Here is an 18725-nt window from a genome sequence, read left to right as displayed (position 1 = left end):
CCGGCACCCCCGCCCTGTCCACCCCTCAGCCATGGGAGCGCTCCCGAATGACCACGACCGATCCGACCACCGCCGCCCACGCCGCCGCAGCGACCGCCGGGGCCCCAGGGGTCGTCTTCCCGCCCGGCTTCGCCTGGGGCGCGGCCACCGCGGCCTACCAGATCGAGGGCGCCGCCGCCGAGGACGGCCGTACCCCGTCCATCTGGGACACCTTCAGCCACACCCCCGGGAAGGTCGCGAACGGCGACACCGGAGACGTCGCGGTGGACCACTACCACCGCTTCCGCGAGGACGTCCGGCTGATGGCCGACCTCGGCCTCACCTCGTACCGGTTCTCGCTGTCCTGGCCGCGGATCCAGCCCACCGGCCGCGGCCCCGCCGTGGAACGCGGACTCGACTTCTACCGCGCCCTGGTCGACACCCTGCTGGAGCACGGCATCTCCCCCGTCGCCACCCTCTACCACTGGGACCTCCCGCAGGACCTGGAGGACGCCGGCGGCTGGCCGATCCGCGAGACCGCCCACCGCTTCGCCGAGTACGCGGCACTCGCCGCCCGCGCGCTCGGCGACCGGGTACCGCTCTGGAGCACCCTCAACGAACCCTGGTGCAGCGCCTTCCTCGGCTACGGCTCCGGCGTCCACGCCCCCGGGCGCACCGACCCGGCCGAGGCGCTCAAGGCCGCCCACCACCTCAACCTCGGCCACGGCCTGGCCGTCGGCACGCTGCGCGAGCTGCTGCCCGCCTCCGCGCAGATCGCCGTCTCGCACAACCTGCACCTGGTCCGCCCGCTCACCGACAGCGCCGAGGACCGGGAAGCGGCCCGCCGGATCGACGCGGTCGGCAACCGGATCTGGACCGGCCCGCTGTTCGGCGGCGGCTACCCGGCCGACCTGCTCGCCGACACCGCCGCGATCGTCGACTGGGATGAGCTGATCCGGCCCGGCGACCTCGCGGAGATCGGTCGGCCGATCGACCTGCTCGGCCTCAACTACTACACCCCGACCATCGTTTCGGCCCCCCGCAAGGACGCCGAAACCCCGGACCCCGCGCACAACGGCGGCCACGGCGAGAGTGCGCACAGTCCCTGGCCCGGCGCCGAGGACGTGGTCTTCCACCTCGCCAACGAGGACGTCACCGCGATGGGCTGGCCGATCGACGCCACCGGCCTGTCCGAGTCGCTGATCGGCATGCACCGCGACTTCGGCCTGCCCCTGATGGTCACCGAGAACGGCGCCGCCTACGAGGACGTGGTCGGCCCGGACGGCGGGATCGACGACCCGGAGCGGATCCGCTACCTCCACCTGCACCTGGCGGCGGTGGCCGACGCGATCGCCGCCGGGGCGGACGTCCGCGGCTACTACCTCTGGTCGCTGCTGGACAACTTCGAGTGGGCGTACGGCTACAGCAAGCGCTTCGGCATCGTGCACGTCGACTACGGGACCCAGCGACGCACCCCCAAGTCCAGCGCCCGCTGGTACGCGGAGGTGATCCGGCGCGGAGGGCTCGGCTGAACGCGCCTGTTCACCGCCCGATGTGACGGAGTGTGAGCGGCGGGCGTGACCGTGCGGGGTCCCGCTCGTTCTCCCCTGGTGTGCGAACCAATCACGCGAAGCGGCCGCGACGTTCGGACACCCTCCGGCACCGGTGGGGCCGGCCCCGGGCGCTGGCGGCGAGCGGCATGCTCGCCGCCCAGTTACTGGGCCTGGCCCTCGACACCTCCGAGGCCCACGCCACCGGAACCGGCCGGGCCGGCCCCGCCAGCCGCGCCCTCACCCCCGGGCCGGCCGCGCCCGCCGCCGAGCACGGCCTGCTCGGCGGCACCGCCCCCACGCTGGACGGTGCGGTCGGCGAACTCGGCGCCGTCCTGCACCAGCACCTCGGCACCGGTGAACTCCCACTCCCCGGCCAGCACTCCGACGGCCCCGACGCCTTCGCCATCGCCACCCGCCTGCTCTCCACCGTCCCCCCGCAGGCCCGCCCCGAGGACGACCGCGCCTCCCGCGACCGCCCCGGCCGCCCCGGCGAATCCGCCGCCAAGGCCCCTGCCCCGCACACCCCCGACGACCCCGCCGCCGAGGCCACCCCGCTCCCCACTCGCCGGCACGTCGACAACCTCACCACCGCCACCCCCGACCGACTCCCCCCGCCCCCCTCAACTCCCCAGGACGACGCCGCCCTCAGCCTCACCGCCTCCCCCGCCGACCCCGACGACAGCGACTCCACCACCGCCGTCCTCCTCCCCATCGCCGCCGGCCTCCTCCTCACCGCCGCCGCCACGTACAAGCACCGCGGCCTCCCCGGCGGGCACTGATCGTCTCCCCAACAACCGGTATCGCCGACCAGTGCCGATGGCGACAATGGAGACGCTGCTTCATCGGCGCCGAAGGGAGGTAGGAAGGATCATGAGCGTTGCCCTTTCCGATCACTTCGGGCCGTGGACGGTCGAAGACGTCCTGGCCCTACCCGAGGACACCCGCCATCGCATCGAGTTGGTCGGGGGTGCGCTACTGATGAGCCCCAACCCCGGCGTCCCGCATCAGCGCGCCAGTTCGCGCATGTGGGCGCTCCTGGACGCTGCCATCGCGGCCGCCGGCGCGCCGTTCGAGGTGCTGGAAGCCGTCAACGTCCTCGTCCCGGACGGCCTGCTGATCCCCGACCTGGTCGTCGCCGACGCCGCCGCAGCCGCCGAGGCCGGTGCCGTCCTGCACGCGGACGATGTCGTGGTGGCCGTCGAGATCGCGTCCCCGTCCACCCGGATCATCGACCGCAGGACGAAGCCCGGCCTCTACGCGGCAGCGGGCATCCCGCACTACTGGCGGCTCGACCTCGCCCCCGCTCCGCGCCTCCACCTCGGGCAGCTGGAACACGGCGACTACCTAGACCGGACCGTCCAGCCGGGCGAGAGCATGGCGCTCACCGACCCCTTCCGGCTCGATCTCGATCCGGGCTCGCTGCTGCGCTGACCGGTCAGCCGAAGGCCCTCGGGGGTGGGGCCGGGGACTGGACGGCTTCGGTGTCGGGGACGGGGGTGGCGCCGGCGACGAAATCGGTGAGGTCGCGGGCGTGGAGGAGGCGGGCCTGGGCGGGGTCGGCGGCCAGGCGGCGGGTGAGGTCGGTGAGCGGGAGGGGGGTGTGGGCGGCGGCCAGGACGAGGTTGCCGAAGCGCTTGCCGCGCAGGACGGCGGGGTCGGCGATCAGGCAGACCTCGGGGAAGACGGCCAGCAGGGTCGCGGCCTGGGCGCGGGCGAAGGCGAGTTGGCCGCCGTCGGTGATGTTGGCGGTGTAGCGGCCGGTGCCGGTGAGGGCGCGCGCGGCGAGTTGGGCGAATTCGACGGTGGCGCAGTGCGCGGGGACCCGGGCTCCGGCGAAGACGTCGGCGATCACCAGGTCGGTGGAACCCTCGGGGGTGCGGTCCAGGACGGCGCGGGCGTCACCGCCGCGGACCTTGATCTGCCAGGTGCGGTCGAGCGGAAGCTCGGTGCGGACGAGTTCGGTGAGCGCGGTGTCGATCTCGGCGACCTGCTGCCGGGAGCGTGGCCGGGTGGCGGCGGTGTAGCGGGCCAGGGTGAGCGCGCCGCCGCCGAGGTGCAGCACGGATATCGGCTGCCTCGCGGGGGCGGCGAGGTCTATCAGGTGGCCGATCCGCCGCTGGTACTCGAAGCCGAGGTGGGTGGGGTCGGCGAGGTCGACCAGCGACTGCGGGGCGCCGTCGAGGACGAGCTGCCAGGCGTGCGGCCGGTCACGGTCGGGGCGCAGTTCGGCGGTGCCGGAGGCGACGGTCGCGGTCAGCGGGCCTTCGGTGTGCGCGCGACCGGGGACGGCGGGGGCGGGGGTGGTACGTGAACGGCCCATGCGGCCATTATCCGATGATCTCCCAAACCCTGATCGCGGAGAGCGGGGCCGGACCACCGGGCCTCGCGCCGGAACGGCTCAGAGCGGGCTCAGGCCACCGGGCGGCACGCCGGAACGGCTCAGAGCGGGCCCAGGCCACCCGCGGTGAGGGTGGTGGCCGCTTCGCAGAGGGCCGAGCGGAGCACCCAGGCGTCGGTGGGGCGGGCGCAGGGCTGGGGGCCGGCGGGCGGGATGATCCAACCCGGATCGGTGGGCGGGAGCAGGTCTGCCCCTGGGGTACAGCTCGAACCGGGCAGATGCCAGCGCAGCGCGGTGCCGGCCGGGACGAGAAAGGCGATCGCGGAGCCGCCGGAGGTCTGCAGAACGGCCCCGCAGGCGCGCCGCAGCCGCAGGATGTCGACCGCTTCCAGCCCGTGCCGGACCTGCACCGTCACCGTGTCGTACTGCGCGACCCTCCCGACCACGCCACCGCCCGAACCACCGCCGGCACAGGCCGACACGGCCGGTACCGCCGATGGGACGGGCAGTACGGCGGAGGCGGGCAGCACGGCCGGGGCAGCCGGGCGGCGGTACTGGGGAACTCCGGTGGCCATGGGGGACCTCCTGTCACCTGGGGTCGCGTGGACGGCCGGATGGTGCTCCGCCACCTGGTCGGGCAGCGGGGGCCGGCACGGGAGGGGGCCCGTACCGCCGGCGTCCATGTATCAGGACAACGCGCGACCACCCCTCCAGGCCACGGCCTCCCTTACGGCAAGCCATGGCATTTCATGGCGGAACGCGGCAACTGCGTCCGTATTGTCCGCAATTGACCCGATCTCAGCCGACAACTCGCCGTGTACGCCGAGTGACTGCGGGTACTGTCGTGCCGACGCGACGGCCCTCGCATCGAGGCCGGCGCGACCGCGCCGGTACGACCTCGGAGTGCAGCATGGCAGCCACGCGGACCAGCGGGCCCCGGCCGGCGACCGTCCCCAACCAGGCGATGCGGGAGCTGCGCGGCGATCTCTCACCGAGGGAGTTCGCCACGCTGGTCCGCCGCGCCGCCCGGGAGATCGGCGAGCACGTGTCCTGCGACGCGCGCTACGTCGGGCGGGTGGAGGCCGGCGAGATCCGCTGCCCCAACTACGCCTACCAGCGGGTGTTCCGGCACATGTGGCCGGGCAAGTCGCTGGCCGACCTCGGGTTCGCCCCGCGCAAGGCGGTCCGCCGCCGCCCGCGAACCGCCGACCCGAACCTGGACCCGCACACGGCCCCGAACACCGCCCCGAACACGGACCCGCCCATCGGGCCGACGACCGAACCGACAAGCCACCCGGCTGCCTGCCCCACCGCGCAACCCCTCACCGATCCCCCCAGCGATCCGGCCGCCGGACCTGCCGCCCCGGTGGGCCCGCCGGACGCCTCGCATCGGCCTGACGAGGAGGACGACGTGCTTCGCCGTACGTTCCTGAACGGTTGCCCCGCCGCAGTGGCGACCGCGCTCGGCGTGAACGGGTCACCACAGCCCGCACCCACGCCCCCGACACTGCCCATCGCCCCACCGCCGGAGGAACGCCGCCGGGTCGGCGCGGCCGAGGTGCGCGGCGTCGAACAGGCGGTCCGCGACATCCGGCTGCTGGACGACGTGCAGGGCGCGGACGCCCTGTTCGAGCTGGCCGGCCAGTCGCTGCGCAGCGCCTACGTGCTGCTCAACGACGGCGCGTACAACACCGAGACCGAGCGCCGCCTGCAGTGCGGCGCGGGCGAACTCGCCATCTCGGTGGGCTGGTTGGCGCACGACTCGAACCGGCTGATGGAAGCCAGGTCGTTCTACTCGGAGGCGCTGGCGACCGCCCGGATGGCCCAGGACACCAACCTGGAGGCGCACGTGTTCAGCAACATCGCCTTCCTGGCCCGGGACTCCGGCCAGGCCCGGGAGTCGCTGCGGGCCGCCCAGGCCGGGCAGGCCGCGGCCGTCGGTCTGGGCTCGGAGCGGCTGCGCTCCTTGCTGACGCTGCGCGAGGCGAGCGCCTGGGCGCTGCTCGGCGACCGGGGGGCCTGTCACCAGGCGCTGTCCCGGGCGTACGCGCTGTTCGACCGGGGGCCGCGGGACGCCGATCCGGAGTGGATGTCCTTCTTCGGCGAGGCGGAGCTGGCCGGCCAGGAGGCGCAGTGCTGGTCGGTACTCGGCGAGTTCGAGCGGGCGAGTGTCCGGGCCGAGCAGGCGGTCGATCTGCAGCACCCGCACTTCGTCCGCAACCGGGCGCTGTACATCGCCGAGTTGGCGCACGACCGGCTGGGCCGGGGCGATCTGGCGGGCGCGGCCGTGCAGGGGGCGGAGGCGGTGGCGATGCTCGGCCAGGTCCGCTCGGCGCGGATCCGCGGCATGCTGGCGCACACCGCGGACCGCCTGCGCGGGCACTCCTCCGTCGCGGAGGTGCGGGAGTTCCTGGAGGGCTACGACAGCACTGTCGCGGCCTGACTCACCGCCGGCCCCGGCGAACGTCAGGCGTTCTCAAGGTGGCTGTGGTCGTTCCAGATCTCGACGGCGGGCAGCCCGTACTCCCAGGACAGCACGGAGAGCGAGGCGGTGCCGAGCTTGAAGCGCTGGGCGTGCTCGGGGGCGAGGCCGAGCCAGCGGGCGGTGAGGATGCGCAGCAGGTGGCCGTGCGCGAACAGCACGACCTCGCAGTCGGCGCAGTGCATCGTGGTGGTGTCGGCGTCGGGGACTCCGTGCCGCCCGTTGAGTTCGGCGAGGAAGGAGTCGACCCGGGCGGCCACCTCGGAGAGCTTCTCGCCGCCGGGGACGCCGTCGCGCCAGATCAGCCAGCCGGGCTGGTCGGTGGCGCGGATGTCGGCGCCGGTGCGGCCCTCGTACTGGCCGTAGTCCCATTCCAGCAGTTCGGGGCGGTCCACGGCGCGGTCGCCGAAACCGGCGAGTTCGGCGGTCTCGCGGGCGCGGGAGAGCGGACTGGTGTAGACGGCGGCGGTGGGCAGGCCGTGCCACGGGGAGCGGCCGAGGCGCTCACCGAGGGCGCGGGCCATGGTGCGGCCTGCGTCGGTGAGCGGGATGTCGGTGCGGCCGGTGTGCTGACCGGTGACCGACCAGGCGGTCTCGCCGTGGCGGACCAGCACGATACGGGCGGGCATGGGGGCTACCTCATTCGACGTGGGCGCGAAGGGAGCGCGAAGGGCTTCGAGGACTGCGGTGCGCGGCCGCGCCGTTGCGGACCACCGGGCCCATGATCCCCCACCGGACCGGCCGGATCGAGCGACCGGCTCCGCTTTGTCGGCACCGGATGCGAGACTGGGCCGCACCATGAACGTCTCGCACTTGGGGCAGGCTTCCCCGTCGCTGCGGCGGCTCTCCGAGCTGCGCGGCCCCGCGCCGCAGCGCAGTCTCGATGCCCGGGCCCTCGCCGCACTCGCCGCCAATCCCGGATGCCGTCGCCGCGCGCTGCTGGACGCGGCGGGGGTGGACAAGACCGCGCTGGCGCACCGGCTGGGCCGGCCCGCGCCGTTCGGCCAGTCGCCGTTCGCGATCCGCCGCGGCCTCCAGTTCGAGTCCCGGCTGAAGCAGGACGGCTACGCGGTGCTGTTGCAGCCGCTGCGCCGGCTGCTGGGGGTGCCGGAGGCGGAGGTGGCTTCGCTCGGGGTGCCGGATCTGCTGCCCTCGCAGTCCCCGGCGGTGCGCGCGGAGCGGACGCTGGCGGCGCTGGCCGAGGCGTCCGCCGATCCGGCGGCCTGGACGCTGCTGGACCATCCGATGCTGCGGCTGGAGGTGGCGGGCAGCCCGGCGTACCTGGAGCCGGACGCGGTGGTGGTGCACGGCGGCCGGTGCACCGTGGTGGAGATCAAGTCCTTTCCGGTGCTGGACGGTGCGGCCGATCCGGCGAAGGTGGGTGCGGCGGCCCGGCAGGCCGCGGTGTACGTGCTGGCCCTGCAGGAGGCGGCGGCCCGGCTGGCCGACCGTGAGCCGTCCGCCGATCCTCCCCCAGCCTTCGGCCGGGGGTACCCCCATGCCGTGCAGGAGCTGCCGGGCGCGCCGGAGTTGACGGCGCTGCTGGTCTGCCCGAAGGACTTCTCCAACCGTCCGGTCGCGGTGCCGGTCGATGTGCGGCGCGAGCTGTCCACCACCCGGCGGCAGTTGTCCCGGATGACCAGGGTGGAGCAGTTGTTGGCGGCGCTGCCGGAGGGGGTGAGCTTCGACCTGGCGCGGGACGATTCGGGTGCGCCGACCCGTCCGGTGGAGGAGTTGGCCGAGGCGGTGGCGGCGGTGCCGGCCGCGTACGGTCCGGAGTGCATTTCGACCTGCGAGCTGGGTTTCCACTGCCGGGCGCAGGCCCGCTGCGCGGGTGCGGTGGAGCAGTTGGGCCGCGGGGTGCGCGGGGAGCTGGGTTCGCTGCGCACGGTGGAGGCGGCGCTGGCGGCGGCGGAGCGGGGCGTCGAGGCGGGCCTGGAGCCTTCGCTGCTGGCGGAGTTGGGCTTGGACGAGGCGTCCGAGCGGCTGGCGTACGCGGCCCGGCTGCGGGCGGAGGCCTTGGCGCTCGGGGGCGCACAGCTCGACAGCACACAGCTCGACGGCGCACAGCTCGCGGGCACGCAGCTCGGGGACGCACAGCTCGGGGGCGTGCGGTGAGCCTGCTGTCGACGCTGGCGCGGCTGGAGGCGGTGCGCGCCCAGCGGGCGGAGCCGGTGGCGACGGTGCGGCACCGTCAGCTGTCGGAGCGTCCGATGGTGCTGGTGCCGTTGGCGGCGGCGGGTGAGGCGGGTGCGCCGCTGGCGGTGCTGCTGGGCACGGACCGGGACGCGCCGCGGCTGCATCTGGTGCCGCAGCCGCTGAACCGTACGCAGCGTTCGGACTTCCTGGCGGCGATGGCGGCGGACGTGGTGCCGTACCTGGAGTCGTTCGGCGAGCAGGTGGAGCTGCTGGAGGGTTCGGAGAAGGACCCGGTGAGCGGCGAGAAGGTGCCGGTGGTGCGGGAGTTGTGCCTGGACGCGCCGCAGCTGATCGTGCCGAACGCGGCGGGGGTGGCGCATCTGGCGTTGCTGGGGCGTTCGACCCGGTTCCGCCGGACGGCCCAGGACCCGGATCCGGGCGAGTATCCGGCGCCGACCCAAGTCCCGTTGCTGGGGCGGTGGTTGACGCATCTGACGGACCGGGCGCAGGTGCCGGGTTCGTCGATGCTGCTGGCGATGACTGGTCTGTTGGCGCGGCACTGGGCGACGGGGCAGTCGAACCTGGAGGACCAGCACCTGGCGGCCCGGCTGGCCTGGCACCTGCCGCCGGCGGGCCTGGAGCCGGCGGTGACGGGTGCGGCGGCCGCGGAGTGGGTGGAGTCGGCGCGCGACGCGGACGGTCTGCTGGTGCATCCGCCGGCCGGTCCGGCGACGGATCCGCGGTTCGACGAGCATGTGCTGGCCCCGGCGATCCTGCGGCACGACGCCGCGGTGGCGGTGCGGGAGCGGGCCGAGGCCGCGCGGGACGGTGCGGAGTCGCAGCGGGCGGCGGGGCTGGTCGAGCGGGCCCGGGCGGAGCTGGCCCGGGTGCTGCTGGCGGCGACGCTGCCGACCTGGCACGACGTGTGGCGCGGGCTGGATCTGCTGCGGGAGCTGCCGCCGGCCGGTCATCTGGCGGACCGCTGGGAGGGCGACCGCTGGTCGTTCACCATGCACCGGGACCGGGTGGCGGCGGGTGAGCCGCCGCAGCCGCGCCGGGACGACGCGGTGACGGCGGCCCGCAAGCTGGCGCAGCGCGAGCGGGAGCAGGCGAAGCTGGAGATCCAGGAGGCGCTGGACGATCCGCTGGCGATGGCGGAGCGCCGGCTGGCGGGCGAGGCGTTCGCCGGCGAGGTGGTGGACGTGGTGCCGGAGTGGTCCGAGGGCCGTTCGCCGAAGCCGCGTCCGCTGCTGGTGGTGCGCACGGGCGACCGTCCGCACGCGGACCCGGGCCGTGAGGTGTACCGGGCGCACGCGGAGCCGGCGCAGCGGGCGGAGGTGGTTTCGTCGGCGCCGGGCGAGGTGGTGGTGCGGCTGCTGTCGGGCATGGGCCGGCGGAAGGATCCGGAGCCGGGCAGTGTGCCGGAGGTGGGCAGCCAGGTGGTGTTCACGCTGTTCGAGCTGACGCCGCGCCAGTCGGCGCCGCTGCCGGAGCCGGCGGACACTCCGTGGACGCACGGCGGTCCGCCGGTGGTCGGCGAGGATTCACCGGCCGGTTCGGACGAGTGGGAATGACGTGCGGATGAGTTTCTCTGGAGAGCTGGTGACCGACCCTCAGGATGCGGCGGCGACGGGCGCGTTGTCGCCGGGCGAGGCTGCGGACCGAGCCGTGGCGGGGATTCTGGACGCGGTCGTGCGGCCGCGGCCGGGTGCCCCGCGCGGGGTGGTGGTGGATTCGCCGCCGGGTGCGGGCAAGTCGACGCTGGTGGTGCGGGCGGCCCGGGAGCTGGTGGGTGCGGGCGAGCGGCTGATGATCGTCGCGCAGACCAACAGCCAGGTGGACGACCTGGTGGACCGCTTGGCGTCGAAGGCCCCGGACATCTCGATCGGCCGGCTGCACGCGAGCGACTCCAGGCCAGCGCCGGAGGCGCTGCGGCACGCGAATGTCACCGCGAAGGACAAGGTCGCGGACCTGCTGGAGCAGGACGTGGTGATTTCCACGGCGGCGAAGTGGCAGTGGGTGAAGACCGAGCAGCCGTGGCGGCAGGCGATCGTGGACGAGGCGTACCAGATGCGCTCGGACGCGCTGCTGGCGGTGGCCCGGCTGTTCGAGCGGGCGCTGTTCGTGGGTGATCCGGGTCAGTTGGACCCGTTCACGGTGGTGGGCACCGACCAGTGGGCGGGCCTGTCGTACGACCCGTCGAGCTCGGCGGTGGTGACGCTGCTGGCGCACAATCCGGCGATCCGGCCGCACCGGCTGCCGGTGTCCTGGCGGCTGCCGGCGTCGGCGGCGCCGTTGATCTCCTCGGCGTTCTACCCGTACACGCCATTCCGTTCGGGCACCGGCCCGGGTGAGCGGACGCTGCGTCCGGGGGTGCGGGCGGACGGTTCGGCGGTGGACGCGGCGATCGACGAGGCGGCCGAGAGCGGGTGGGCGCTGCTGGAGTTGCCGGCCCGGCACACGGTGCGGACCGACGCGCAGGCGGTGGCGGCGGTGGCGCGGACGGTGCAGCGGCTGCTGGAGCGGGAGTTGACGGCGGTCTCGGAGCAGGGTTCGGCGCCGTTGACGGCGGGCCGGGTGGCGGTGGGGACGGCGCACCGGGACCAGGCGGCGGCGGTGCGGGCGGAGCTGGCCCGGCTGGGGGTGCCGGTGGATCCGGCGCTGGGCGAGGCGGTGACGGTGGACACCGCGAACCGCCTCCAGGGCCGGGAGTACGACGTGACGGTGGTGCTGCATCCGCTGTCGGGCCGCCCGGACGCGACGGCCTTCCACCTGGAGACGGGCCGGCTGTGTGTGCTGGCGTCCCGGCACCGGCACGCGTGCATCGTGGTGGCCCGGGCGGGCATCGCGGAGCTGTTGGACGAGCATCCGTCGACGGAGCCGGTGCAGCTGGGGGTGGCGGTGAAATTCCCGGACGGCTGGGAGGCGAATCACGCGGTGCTGGCGCGGCTGTCCGAGCACCGGGTGCGCCTGTCCTGATGCCCCCCGGGCGCGTGTCGGGTGCCACGCGCCGGGGAGTGCGACGGGTGCCGCGCGCCGGTGCGCGGGAATAGCAACCGGGGGCGCACCGTTCCGCTACCTGCGGTCTTCGCGCGACAATGGACGACGGCCGTCTTCCCCTTCACCACCCCGGAGGTGCCCCGCCATGCCCGACTCGCACCCGCAGGCGTCCGACCAGAGCGGTACGCCGGTTCCGGCTGCCGTACCGGCCGTGCCGGGGCCTGGCGATCGGGGGCGCCGGATCCGCCCGGCCCAGTTGATCTTCGAACCGGAGGGCAAGGAGCCCGAGCCGGAGCGCTTCTTCGACCTGGAGTCGATCGCCGATCCGGCCGAACTGCTCTCCCGCTCCACCGAGTTGACGCTGGCGTTCCGCGCCGCGGCGGAGCGCGCCATGGACTTCCAGGCGATCGCCGCGGCCCAGCTCGCCGACCCGCGCCGGTTCGACGCGCTCTCCGTGGAGCAGATCGCCGAGCGCGCCGAGTGGGCGCCCGACTACGCGCTGAAGATGGTCGAGTACGGCCGCACCCTGCAGCGCCGCGGCCCGGAGGAGTAACCGCCACCAGGCCGCTGGCATATGCGGCGGGCGATGGTACGCCCTCGCCGCCGCCGGTGTGCGGTGAACGCGGTTTTCGGCGTGACTCCGGGCGTGGCAGGTCCAGGCTGGACGGGTGGACATCTGGACCTATCAATCCGTCGAGTACGTCAGTGTCGCCGGGGAGGCGTGGCTGGCCTCCGCCAGCGAGTACCCGAGCAGCATGCGCGCGCTGTGGGAGGCCCGTCCGTGGGTGCCCGCCGTCCTGCCGTGCGGCCGGGTCTTCGATGTGATCAGCATGCCGGCGGTGTTCGGCCGCCGGGTGCTCGACGAGCTGTGGGCGTCCGGCCCCGGCTGCGGCCCGGTGGCCGGCTTCCGCGGCCGCACCCTGCTGTTCGCGCAGCCGGGCACGGCGGCCCGGCTGCGCACCCTGCTGGCCTGGGAGGAGTGGGCCCGGGACGTTCCGCCGCTGCTCTGCCACGGCATCGGCGACGCGGTGACCGTCCCCCCGGTGCAGCGGGCGATGGACTCCACCGACCTGGCCGGCGGCCGCTGGATCGTCGCCCCGGACACCCGGGAGCCCTGGCTGCCGGGCGCGTCCGTGGTGCTGTGGGCCTGCGTCCGCGCCGCCCGCGCCCGCACCCCCCGGGAGGCGGGCGACCTGCTGCCGAATGCCCGCTGAACCCCCGGTGCCCGGCAGGCGGCACTCCGGCCGGAAACGGATTTGGGCTCCGGCGCCGGCCGCTGCTAAAGTCTTCCACGTCAGCAAGCGCCGCTAGCTCAGTTGGTTAGAGCAGCTGACTCTTAATCAGCGGGTCCGGGGTTCGAGTCCCTGGCGGCGCACAGACGGTCGAAGGCCCCTCGCGAAAGCGGGGGGCCTTCGGCGTTCCCGGGGGGCGTGGCGGGCCCGCGCCGTCGCTCGGTCGGGTGCGCGTAAAGGGCTGCTAAGGTCCCGGTCATGGCGTCCGACGACCTGCATTCCGACTGGGCCGCCTGGCTCGACGCCGAGCTCGCCGAGGCCGAGGCGGCCGCGTTGCGTGCCCATCGGCACGAGGAGCTCCAGCGGCGGCTGCGGCGGGTGTTCGCGTGGACGGGGGCGGTGACCTTGGTGGCCGGGCTCGGGTTCGGGCTGGTGTACACGGCGCAGCACGGTCCCGCGCCGCGCCCGGCGGGGCCGACGGCCTCGGTGGCGCCGACCCCGCAGGGCTGAGACCGGGAGGTCAGGGCAGCAGGATCACCACCAGTCGGCGTGGTCCGTGAACGCCCTTGACCCGGATCATTTCGATGTCGGCGGTGGCGGACGGCCCGCTGACGAAGGTGAGCGGGTGCGCCGGGTCGAGTGCGGCGAGCGCGCCGGGCAGTGCGGAGTGCACCTGGTCGGCGCGGACCACGCAGACGTGCAGGTCGGGCAGCAGGGTGGCGGCGCGCCGGCCCTGGCCGGGTCCGCCGTCGAGGATCAGGGTGCCGGATTCGGCGACGGCGGCGGTGCAGCTCGTCAGGACGGCGTCGGTGGCGTCGAGTTGTGCGTTGCTCAGCGGCGGCAGGTCGGCCCGCACCTCGCCGTCCCAGCCGGCGGTCCACTCGTCCGGCAGCCCGGCGGGCACCACCACGCTCCGCGCGCCCTCCAGTGCTTGCGCCACCGCCGTACCGGCTTCGTCGGCGCGCAGCACGGTGGCGCCGTACTCGGTCAGCCGTTCGGTGAACAGGGCGAGTACGGCGGGGCGGTCGGTCTCGTCGAGGCCGGGGGCGTGCCGCAGGTAGTGGCGGGGCGGGGCCGCCGCGGGCGGGACGGCGGCGGCGCGGATCCGGCGGAGGATCTCGGTGCGGGCGTCGGTCACTTGGTGTCTCCTTCGGTCCGCTTCCACCAGCTGCGGAAGGACTCCCGGGGGATGGTGGGGAGGGTGCGGCTGTCGGTCCAGCCGCCGAGCGGTCCGGGCAGGCTGATCCGCCGGGGCAGCAGCAGCGGGCCGACCAGTCCGATGCCCTTCACGGCGGCCTTCCAGGCGGCCTGATGCTCCATCACGCCGCCGACGGTGCCGAGCGCGGCGCGTTCCAGGGGGTGCTGTCCGCCGTCGGCGACCTGGGCGCGCAGGTCGAGCAGCACGTCGGTGAAGCGGATCCGCACCGGGCAGACCTCGTTGCAGGCGCCGCACAGGGTGGAGGCGTAGGGCAGCGAGGCGGTCTGCGGGTCGTCGAGTCCCTTGAGCAGCGGGTTGAGGATGGCGCCGATCGGCCCGGGGTAGACGGAGCCGTAGGCGTGGCCGCCGGTGCGCTCGTACACGGGGCAGATGTTCATGCAGGCGCCGCAGCGGATGCAGCGCAGCGCCTGGCGGCCGGTCGGGTCGGCGAGGGCGCGGGTGCGGCCGTTGTCGACCAGGACGAGGTGGAAGGCCGCCGGGCCGTCGCCGTCAGCCCCCTTCGATGGTCCCAGCCCGGTCCAGGTGCTGGTGTAGGGGGCCATCCGTTCGCCGGTGGCGTTGCGGGCGAGCAGTTGCAGGAAGACTTCCAGGTCCTGCCAGCTCGGGACGGTCTTCTCGATGCCGACGACGGAGATCAGGGTGTCGGCGAGGGTGAGGCACATCCGGCCGTTGCCCTCGGATTCGACGACCACCAGGGTGCCGGTCTCGGCGACCAGGAAGTTGGCACCGGAGACGGCGACCTTCGCGCCGAGGAACTTCTCCCGCAGGTGCAGCCGGGCCGCTTCGGCGAGTTCGGCGGGCTCGTCGGTGAGCCCGTCGGGTGCGGGACGGCCGTGCCGGCCCATCTCGCGGACGAAGATGTCGCGGATCTCGCTGCGGTTGCGGTGCAGCGCGGGCACCACCACGTGCGAGGGCAGGTCGTCGCCGAGTTGGACGATGGTGGCGGCGAGGTCGGTCTCGCGGGCGTTGATTCCGGCGGCTTCGAGGGCGGCGTCGAGGCCGATCTCCTCGGTGAGCATGGACTTGACCTTGACGATCTCGCGTTCGCCGGTGGCCCGGACCAGGTCGGTGACGATCCGGTTGGCCTCGGCGGCGTCCCGCGCCCAGTGCACGGTGCCGCCGGCGGCGGTGACCTTCTCCTCGACCTGGAGCAGGTACTCCTCCAGGTTGGCCAGCACCTGGTCCTTGATCGCGGCGGCGGACTCGCGCAGTGCCTCCCAGTCGGGGCGTTCGGCGGCCAGCACCGCCCGCTTGCCCCGGATGGTGTGCGTGGCGCGGCGCACGTTCTCCCTCAACTGCTGGTTGCCGACCTCGCGTTCGGCGGCCTCGGGGAACGCGGGCCAGCCCAGGAAGGACCTCGTCATCGTGCACTCTCCACCATGGGGATGCAGGGCAGTGGCCCGTCCTGTTCGGTTCGGGCGAGGATCTCCACCAGGTGCAGGGTGCGCACCGGGTGGCCGTCCCGGTCGAGCCGGCCGCCGATGTTCATCAGGCAGGAGTTGTCGACGGCGGCCAGCACGGATGCCCCGGTCTCGCGCACGTGCCGGGCCTTGTCGCCGTTCATCGCGCCGGAGACCGCCGGGTTCTTCACCGAGAAGGTGCCGCCGAATCCGCAGCACTCCTCCTGCGCGGGCAGCTCCACGAGGTCGATGCCCCGGACGGCGCGCAGCAGTCGCTGGGGCCGGTCCCCCAGTTTCGTGGCCCGCAGGCTGTGGCAGGTCGGGTGGTAGGTGACCCGGTGCGGGAAGTACGCGCCGACCTCGGTGACGCCCAGCCGGTCGGTCAGGTACTGCGTCAACTCGACGACGCGGGGCGCGAGTTCGGCGACGGCCCGGGCCAGGCCGGGGTCACCTGCGGCCGCCAGCGGGTAGGCCTCGGCGGGCATGCCCGCGCAGGACGCCGAGGGCACCACGATCTCGTCGTAGTCGCCGAAGGTGTCCACGAAGTGCCGGGCCAGCTTGGCGGTCTCCTTGCGGTATCCGGTGTTGAAGTGCATCTGCCCGCAGCAGCTCTGGCCGGGCGGGAAGTCCACCTCCACGCCGAGGCGGCGCAGCAGGGTGACGGTGGCGCGGCCGGTGCCGGGGAACAGGGTGTCGCCCAGGCAGGTCACGAACAGGGCGGCTCGGGGGCGGGGGGCGTTCGGGGGCATACCCGCATCATAGATGCAAGCTTAGATGCAAGAGTGGGATGCGTGGCAGAATGGCGTGGTGACCGAAGCCGAGCCGCGCCCCAGCGAGGCGCAGTCCACCGACCCGCAGCCCACCGCGGAGCGGGCCTACCAGCACGTCCGCACCCGGCTGCTCGACGGCACCTGGCCGGGCGGCACGCTGCTCTCCGAGGGTGTGGTCGCGATCGAGCTGGGCCTGTCCCGCACCCCGGTCCGGGAGGCGTTCCTGCGCCTGCAGTCGGAGGGCTTCCTGCGGCTGTACCCCAAGCGCGGCGCGCAGGTCGTCCCGATCGCCCCGGGCGAGGCCCGGAACGTGCTGGCCGCCCGGGTGCTGTTCGAACGCGCCGCCGTCGATGCCCTCGCCGAACGCGGCCCGGCCGCGCTGACGGCCGCCGCCGCCGAGCTGCGCGCCGCCTGCGAACACCGCGACCCGCACCCGGTGGAGGCCGGCCGGCACTTCCACCTGACGCTGCTGCGGGCGGCCGGCAACCCCGTCCTGACCTCCCTGTACGAAACCCTGTGGGACCGTCAGATACGCATCTCCGCCGCCGCCACCGCGAGCAGCGCGCACGCCGCCGAGGACCACGCCGAGCACCAGGCCCTCGCCGACGCCCTCGCCGTCCCCGACCCCGAGCTGGCCCGCGCGCTCATCTCGGCGCACGCGGACTCCCTGCTGACCCGCATCAACTGACCCCGGACACGCCAAGGGCCCCGGGGATCCCCGGGGCCCTTGGGCGTCTGTCACCGGCCGCGCAGCTCCCGGTAGCGGGCGACCAGGGACGCGGTGGAGCCGTCCAGCGCCTCGCCGCCCTGGCCGGTCAGCAGCACCGGCTCGATCTTCTTGGCCAGCACCTTGCCGAGCTCGACGCCCCACTGGTCGAAGGAGTCGATGTTCCAGACCGCGCCCTGGACGAACACCTTGTGCTCGTAGAGGGCGATCAGCTGGCCGAGCACGTGCGGGGTGAGCTCGTCGGCCAGGATGGTGGTGGTCGGGTGGTTGCCGCGGAAGGTCTTGTGCGGGACCAGCTCGGCGGGCACGCCCTCGGCCGCGACCTCCTCGGCGGTCTTGCCGAACGCCAGCGCCTGGGTCTGGGCGAAGAAGTTGGCCATCAGCAGGTCGTGCTGGGCGACCAGGCCGGGCTGCAGGTCGCCGACGGGGCGGGCGAAGCCGAGGAAGTCGGCGGGGATCATCTTGGTGCCCTGGTGCAGCAGCTGGTAGTACGCGTGCTGCCCGTTGGTGCCGGGGGTGCCCCACACCACGGGGCCGGTCTGCCAGCCGACGGGGTGGCCGTCGCGGTCCACCGACTTGCCGTTGGACTCCATGTCGAGCTGCTGGAGGTACGCGGTGAACTTCGACAGGTAGTGCGAGTACGGCAGCACCGCGTGCGCCTGGGCGTCGAAGAACGCGCCGTACCAGACACCCAGCAGACCCAGCAGCAGCGGGACGTTCTGCTCGGCGGGCGCGGTGCGGAAGTGCTCGTCCACCAGCCGGAAGCCGGCCAGCATCTCCTGGAAGCGCTCCGGACCGATCGCGATCATCAGCGACAGGCCGATCGCCGAGTCGTACGAGTAGCGGCCGCCCACCCAGTCCCAGAACTCGAACATGTTGGAGGTGTCGATGCCGAAGTCGGCGACGCCCTGCGCGTTGGTGGACAGCGCCACGAAGTGCTTGGCGACGGCCGCCTCGCCCGCGTCGAGCTGTTCCAGCAGCCAACTGCGGGCGGCGACCGCGTTGGTGACGGTCTCGATGGTGGTGAAGGTCTTCGAGGCGACGATGAACAGCGTCTCGGCGGCGTCCAGGTCGCGCACTGCCTCGTGCAGGTCGGCGCCGTCCACGTTGGAGACGAAACGGACCGTCAGCTCGCGGTCGGTGTAGGAACGCAGCACCTCGTAGGCCATCGCGGGGCCGAGGTCGGAGCCGCCGATGCCGATGTTGACGATGTTGCGGATCCGCTTGCCGGTGTGACCGGTCCAGGCACCGGAGCGCACCCGCTCGGAGAAGTCGGCCATCTTGTCCAGGACGGCGTGCACGGCCGGGACGACGTTCTCCCCGTCCACCTCGACGACCGCCTCGCGCGGGGCGCGCAGCGCGGTGTGCAGGACGGCGCGGTTCTCGGTGGTGTTGATCTTCTCGCCGCGGAACATCGCGTCCCGCAGCTCGGCGACGCCGGTGGCGGCGGCGAGGCGGCGCAGCAGGTCCAGGGTGCGGTCGGTGACCAGGTGCTTCGAGTAGTCGATGAACAGGTCGCCGACCTGGAGGGTGTAGCGGCTGCCCCGGTCGGGGTCGGCGGCGAACAGCTCGCGCAGGTGCTGGTCGCCGAGCTCGGCCCGGTGCTTCCCCAGCGCGGCCCACTGCGGGGTGCGGTCCAACGGGGTCCGGCCGTTGGCGGGGGTGTCCGACATCGGTTGCTCCTTGGGTCATGCGGGTGCAGATACCGGCTGGTTCCGGCGGGAGGGTTTCGCTGGGGCCTGTCTTCAAACCCCCGCCTGCCCCACAACGCCTGGCACGCACTCTCGCCGCACCGGGCGAAAGGCCAAGTACACCCAGTACGAGGCCTTCCACCCGGCACGCCGAGAGCACGCACCAGACGCCGCAGGGCTGCGGCGCGGGTTTGA

General features: G+C 73.9%; 18 protein-coding genes and 1 tRNA gene. 12 read left to right on the top strand and 7 right to left on the bottom strand.

Features of this window, described 5'->3' with window-relative positions:
* The first annotated feature begins 47 nt into the window (after window positions 1-47).
* The 3 genes from ACZ6R9_RS25420 to ACZ6R9_RS25410 all read left to right on the top strand — a co-directional run bounded on the left by ACZ6R9_RS25420 (window position 48) and on the right by ACZ6R9_RS25410 (window position 2963).
* Window positions 48-1511: a GH1 family beta-glucosidase gene (locus ACZ6R9_RS25420; RefSeq protein ID WP_465540509.1), complete on the top strand. Its 1464-nt coding sequence runs from the start codon at window positions 48-50 to the stop codon at window positions 1509-1511.
* A 167-nt stretch (window positions 1512-1678) separates the two neighbouring features.
* Entirely contained in the window at window positions 1679-2311 is a 633-nt protein-coding gene (locus tag ACZ6R9_RS25415) for a hypothetical protein (protein WP_465540507.1), read from the top strand.
* 91 nt (window positions 2312-2402) lie between these two features.
* Window positions 2403-2963 carry a Uma2 family endonuclease gene (locus ACZ6R9_RS25410; RefSeq protein ID WP_465540506.1) on the top strand — a complete coding sequence of 187 codons (561 nt, stop codon included), beginning with the start codon at window positions 2403-2405 and terminating at the stop codon, window positions 2961-2963.
* 4 nt (window positions 2964-2967) lie between these two features.
* Here ACZ6R9_RS25410 and ACZ6R9_RS25405 read toward each other — a convergent pair whose 3' ends face one another.
* Both ACZ6R9_RS25405 and ACZ6R9_RS25400 read right to left on the bottom strand, forming a co-directional pair.
* A complete protein-coding gene (locus ACZ6R9_RS25405) occupies window positions 2968-3852 on the bottom strand; it encodes a spermidine synthase (RefSeq protein ID WP_380483741.1) in 885 nt (294 codons plus the stop codon).
* Between the two features lie 119 nt (window positions 3853-3971).
* Window positions 3972-4445: a hypothetical protein gene (locus ACZ6R9_RS25400; protein WP_380483739.1), complete on the bottom strand. Its 474-nt coding sequence runs from the start codon at window positions 4443-4445 to the stop codon at window positions 3972-3974.
* A 335-nt stretch (window positions 4446-4780) separates the two neighbouring features.
* Between ACZ6R9_RS25400 and ACZ6R9_RS25395 the strand changes: the two genes are divergently transcribed.
* Window positions 4781-6313, top strand: a complete 1533-nt coding sequence (locus ACZ6R9_RS25395; protein ID WP_465540504.1) for a tetratricopeptide repeat protein — start codon at window positions 4781-4783, stop codon at window positions 6311-6313.
* 23 nt (window positions 6314-6336) lie between these two features.
* Here the strand turns inward: ACZ6R9_RS25395 and ACZ6R9_RS25390 are convergent, their stop codons facing one another.
* Complete coding sequence (locus tag ACZ6R9_RS25390) at window positions 6337-6981, bottom strand: histidine phosphatase family protein (protein WP_380483735.1); 645 nt, start codon at window positions 6979-6981, stop codon at window positions 6337-6339.
* 169 nt (window positions 6982-7150) lie between these two features.
* Here ACZ6R9_RS25390 and ACZ6R9_RS25385 point away from each other — a divergent pair, with 169 nt between their 5' ends.
* The 7 genes from ACZ6R9_RS25385 to ACZ6R9_RS25355 all read left to right on the top strand — a co-directional run bounded on the left by ACZ6R9_RS25385 (window position 7151) and on the right by ACZ6R9_RS25355 (window position 13233).
* Window positions 7151-8470, top strand: a complete 1320-nt coding sequence (locus ACZ6R9_RS25385; protein ID WP_465540502.1) for a hypothetical protein — start codon at window positions 7151-7153, stop codon at window positions 8468-8470.
* Window positions 8467-10065 carry a hypothetical protein gene (locus ACZ6R9_RS25380; RefSeq protein ID WP_380483730.1) on the top strand — a complete coding sequence of 533 codons (1599 nt, stop codon included), beginning with the start codon at window positions 8467-8469 and terminating at the stop codon, window positions 10063-10065. Before ACZ6R9_RS25385 ends, ACZ6R9_RS25380 begins: the two co-directional genes overlap by 4 nt.
* A 28-nt stretch (window positions 10066-10093) precedes the next feature.
* Window positions 10094-11470: an AAA domain-containing protein gene (locus ACZ6R9_RS25375; RefSeq protein WP_380483728.1), complete on the top strand. Its 1377-nt coding sequence runs from the start codon at window positions 10094-10096 to the stop codon at window positions 11468-11470.
* 166 nt (window positions 11471-11636) lie between these two features.
* Complete coding sequence (locus ACZ6R9_RS25370; protein WP_380483726.1) at window positions 11637-12044, top strand: hypothetical protein; 408 nt, start codon at window positions 11637-11639, stop codon at window positions 12042-12044.
* A 115-nt stretch (window positions 12045-12159) separates the two neighbouring features.
* Window positions 12160-12705, top strand: coding sequence for a bifunctional DNA primase/polymerase (locus ACZ6R9_RS25365; RefSeq protein WP_380483724.1), 546 nt, complete (start codon window positions 12160-12162; stop codon window positions 12703-12705).
* An 87-nt stretch (window positions 12706-12792) separates the two neighbouring features.
* Window positions 12793-12866 (top strand) — tRNA-Lys (locus ACZ6R9_RS25360).
* A gap of 115 nt (window positions 12867-12981) precedes the next feature.
* Window positions 12982-13233 (top strand): hypothetical protein, encoded by a 252-nt coding sequence (locus ACZ6R9_RS25355; protein ID WP_380488806.1) that lies wholly within the window; start codon window positions 12982-12984, stop codon window positions 13231-13233.
* 10 nt (window positions 13234-13243) lie between these two features.
* Here the strand turns inward: ACZ6R9_RS25355 and ACZ6R9_RS25350 are convergent, their stop codons facing one another.
* From ACZ6R9_RS25350 to ACZ6R9_RS25340, 3 genes are read right to left on the bottom strand one after another with little or no spacing between them, the layout of a single operon-like run.
* On the bottom strand, window positions 13244-13861 hold the full coding sequence (locus ACZ6R9_RS25350; protein WP_465540499.1) for a LutC/YkgG family protein: 618 nt from the start codon (window positions 13859-13861) through the stop codon (window positions 13244-13246).
* Entirely contained in the window at window positions 13858-15306 is a 1449-nt protein-coding gene (locus tag ACZ6R9_RS25345; RefSeq protein WP_465540497.1) for a LutB/LldF family L-lactate oxidation iron-sulfur protein, read from the bottom strand. Before ACZ6R9_RS25345 ends, ACZ6R9_RS25350 begins: the two co-directional genes overlap by 4 nt.
* Window positions 15303-16091 carry a (Fe-S)-binding protein gene (locus ACZ6R9_RS25340; RefSeq protein WP_465540495.1) on the bottom strand — a complete coding sequence of 263 codons (789 nt, stop codon included), beginning with the start codon at window positions 16089-16091 and terminating at the stop codon, window positions 15303-15305. The genes ACZ6R9_RS25345 and ACZ6R9_RS25340 overlap by 4 nt, the downstream gene beginning before the upstream one ends.
* 58 nt (window positions 16092-16149) lie before the next feature.
* On the opposite strand from ACZ6R9_RS25340, the gene ACZ6R9_RS25335 reads away from it, so the two are divergent.
* On the top strand, window positions 16150-16800 hold the full coding sequence (locus tag ACZ6R9_RS25335; RefSeq protein WP_380488810.1) for a GntR family transcriptional regulator: 651 nt from the start codon (window positions 16150-16152) through the stop codon (window positions 16798-16800).
* A gap of 50 nt (window positions 16801-16850) precedes the next feature.
* Here the strand turns inward: ACZ6R9_RS25335 and pgi are convergent, their stop codons facing one another.
* On the bottom strand, window positions 16851-18512 hold the full coding sequence (gene pgi, locus ACZ6R9_RS25330) for a glucose-6-phosphate isomerase (RefSeq protein ID WP_380488811.1): 1662 nt from the start codon (window positions 18510-18512) through the stop codon (window positions 16851-16853).
* Window positions 18513-18725: the final 213 nt, after the last annotated feature.

Source organism: Kitasatospora sp. NPDC048662 (genome assembly GCF_055587065.1).
The sequence above is the reverse complement of the archived record's forward strand: the minus strand, read 5'-3'. Positions and strand labels throughout refer to the sequence as shown.

What these genes read in the sequence shown, in the direction of transcription:
- ACZ6R9_RS25420 (WP_465540509.1), top strand. Translation starts at nt 48, where the DNA reads ATGACCACGACCGATCCGACCACCGCCGCCCACGCCGCCGCAGCGACC.
- ACZ6R9_RS25415 (WP_465540507.1), top strand. Translation starts at nt 1,679, where the DNA reads ATGCTCGCCGCCCAGTTACTGGGCCTGGCCCTCGACACCTCCGAGGCC.
- ACZ6R9_RS25410 (WP_465540506.1), top strand. Translation starts at nt 2,403, where the DNA reads ATGAGCGTTGCCCTTTCCGATCACTTCGGGCCGTGGACGGTCGAAGAC.
- ACZ6R9_RS25405 (WP_380483741.1), bottom strand. Translation starts at nt 3,852, where the DNA reads ATGGGCCGTTCACGTACCACCCCCGCCCCCGCCGTCCCCGGTCGCGCG.
- ACZ6R9_RS25400 (WP_380483739.1), bottom strand. Translation starts at nt 4,445, where the DNA reads ATGGCCACCGGAGTTCCCCAGTACCGCCGCCCGGCTGCCCCGGCCGTG.
- ACZ6R9_RS25395 (WP_465540504.1), top strand. Translation starts at nt 4,781, where the DNA reads ATGGCAGCCACGCGGACCAGCGGGCCCCGGCCGGCGACCGTCCCCAAC.
- ACZ6R9_RS25390 (WP_380483735.1), bottom strand. Translation starts at nt 6,981, where the DNA reads ATGCCCGCCCGTATCGTGCTGGTCCGCCACGGCGAGACCGCCTGGTCG.
- ACZ6R9_RS25385 (WP_465540502.1), top strand. Translation starts at nt 7,151, where the DNA reads ATGAACGTCTCGCACTTGGGGCAGGCTTCCCCGTCGCTGCGGCGGCTC.
- ACZ6R9_RS25370 (WP_380483726.1), top strand. Translation starts at nt 11,637, where the DNA reads ATGCCCGACTCGCACCCGCAGGCGTCCGACCAGAGCGGTACGCCGGTT.
- ACZ6R9_RS25355 (WP_380488806.1), top strand. Translation starts at nt 12,982, where the DNA reads ATGGCGTCCGACGACCTGCATTCCGACTGGGCCGCCTGGCTCGACGCC.
- ACZ6R9_RS25345 (WP_465540497.1), bottom strand. Translation starts at nt 15,306, where the DNA reads ATGACGAGGTCCTTCCTGGGCTGGCCCGCGTTCCCCGAGGCCGCCGAA.
- ACZ6R9_RS25340 (WP_465540495.1), bottom strand. Translation starts at nt 16,091, where the DNA reads ATGCCCCCGAACGCCCCCCGCCCCCGAGCCGCCCTGTTCGTGACCTGC.
- pgi (WP_380488811.1), bottom strand. Translation starts at nt 18,512, where the DNA reads ATGTCGGACACCCCCGCCAACGGCCGGACCCCGTTGGACCGCACCCCG.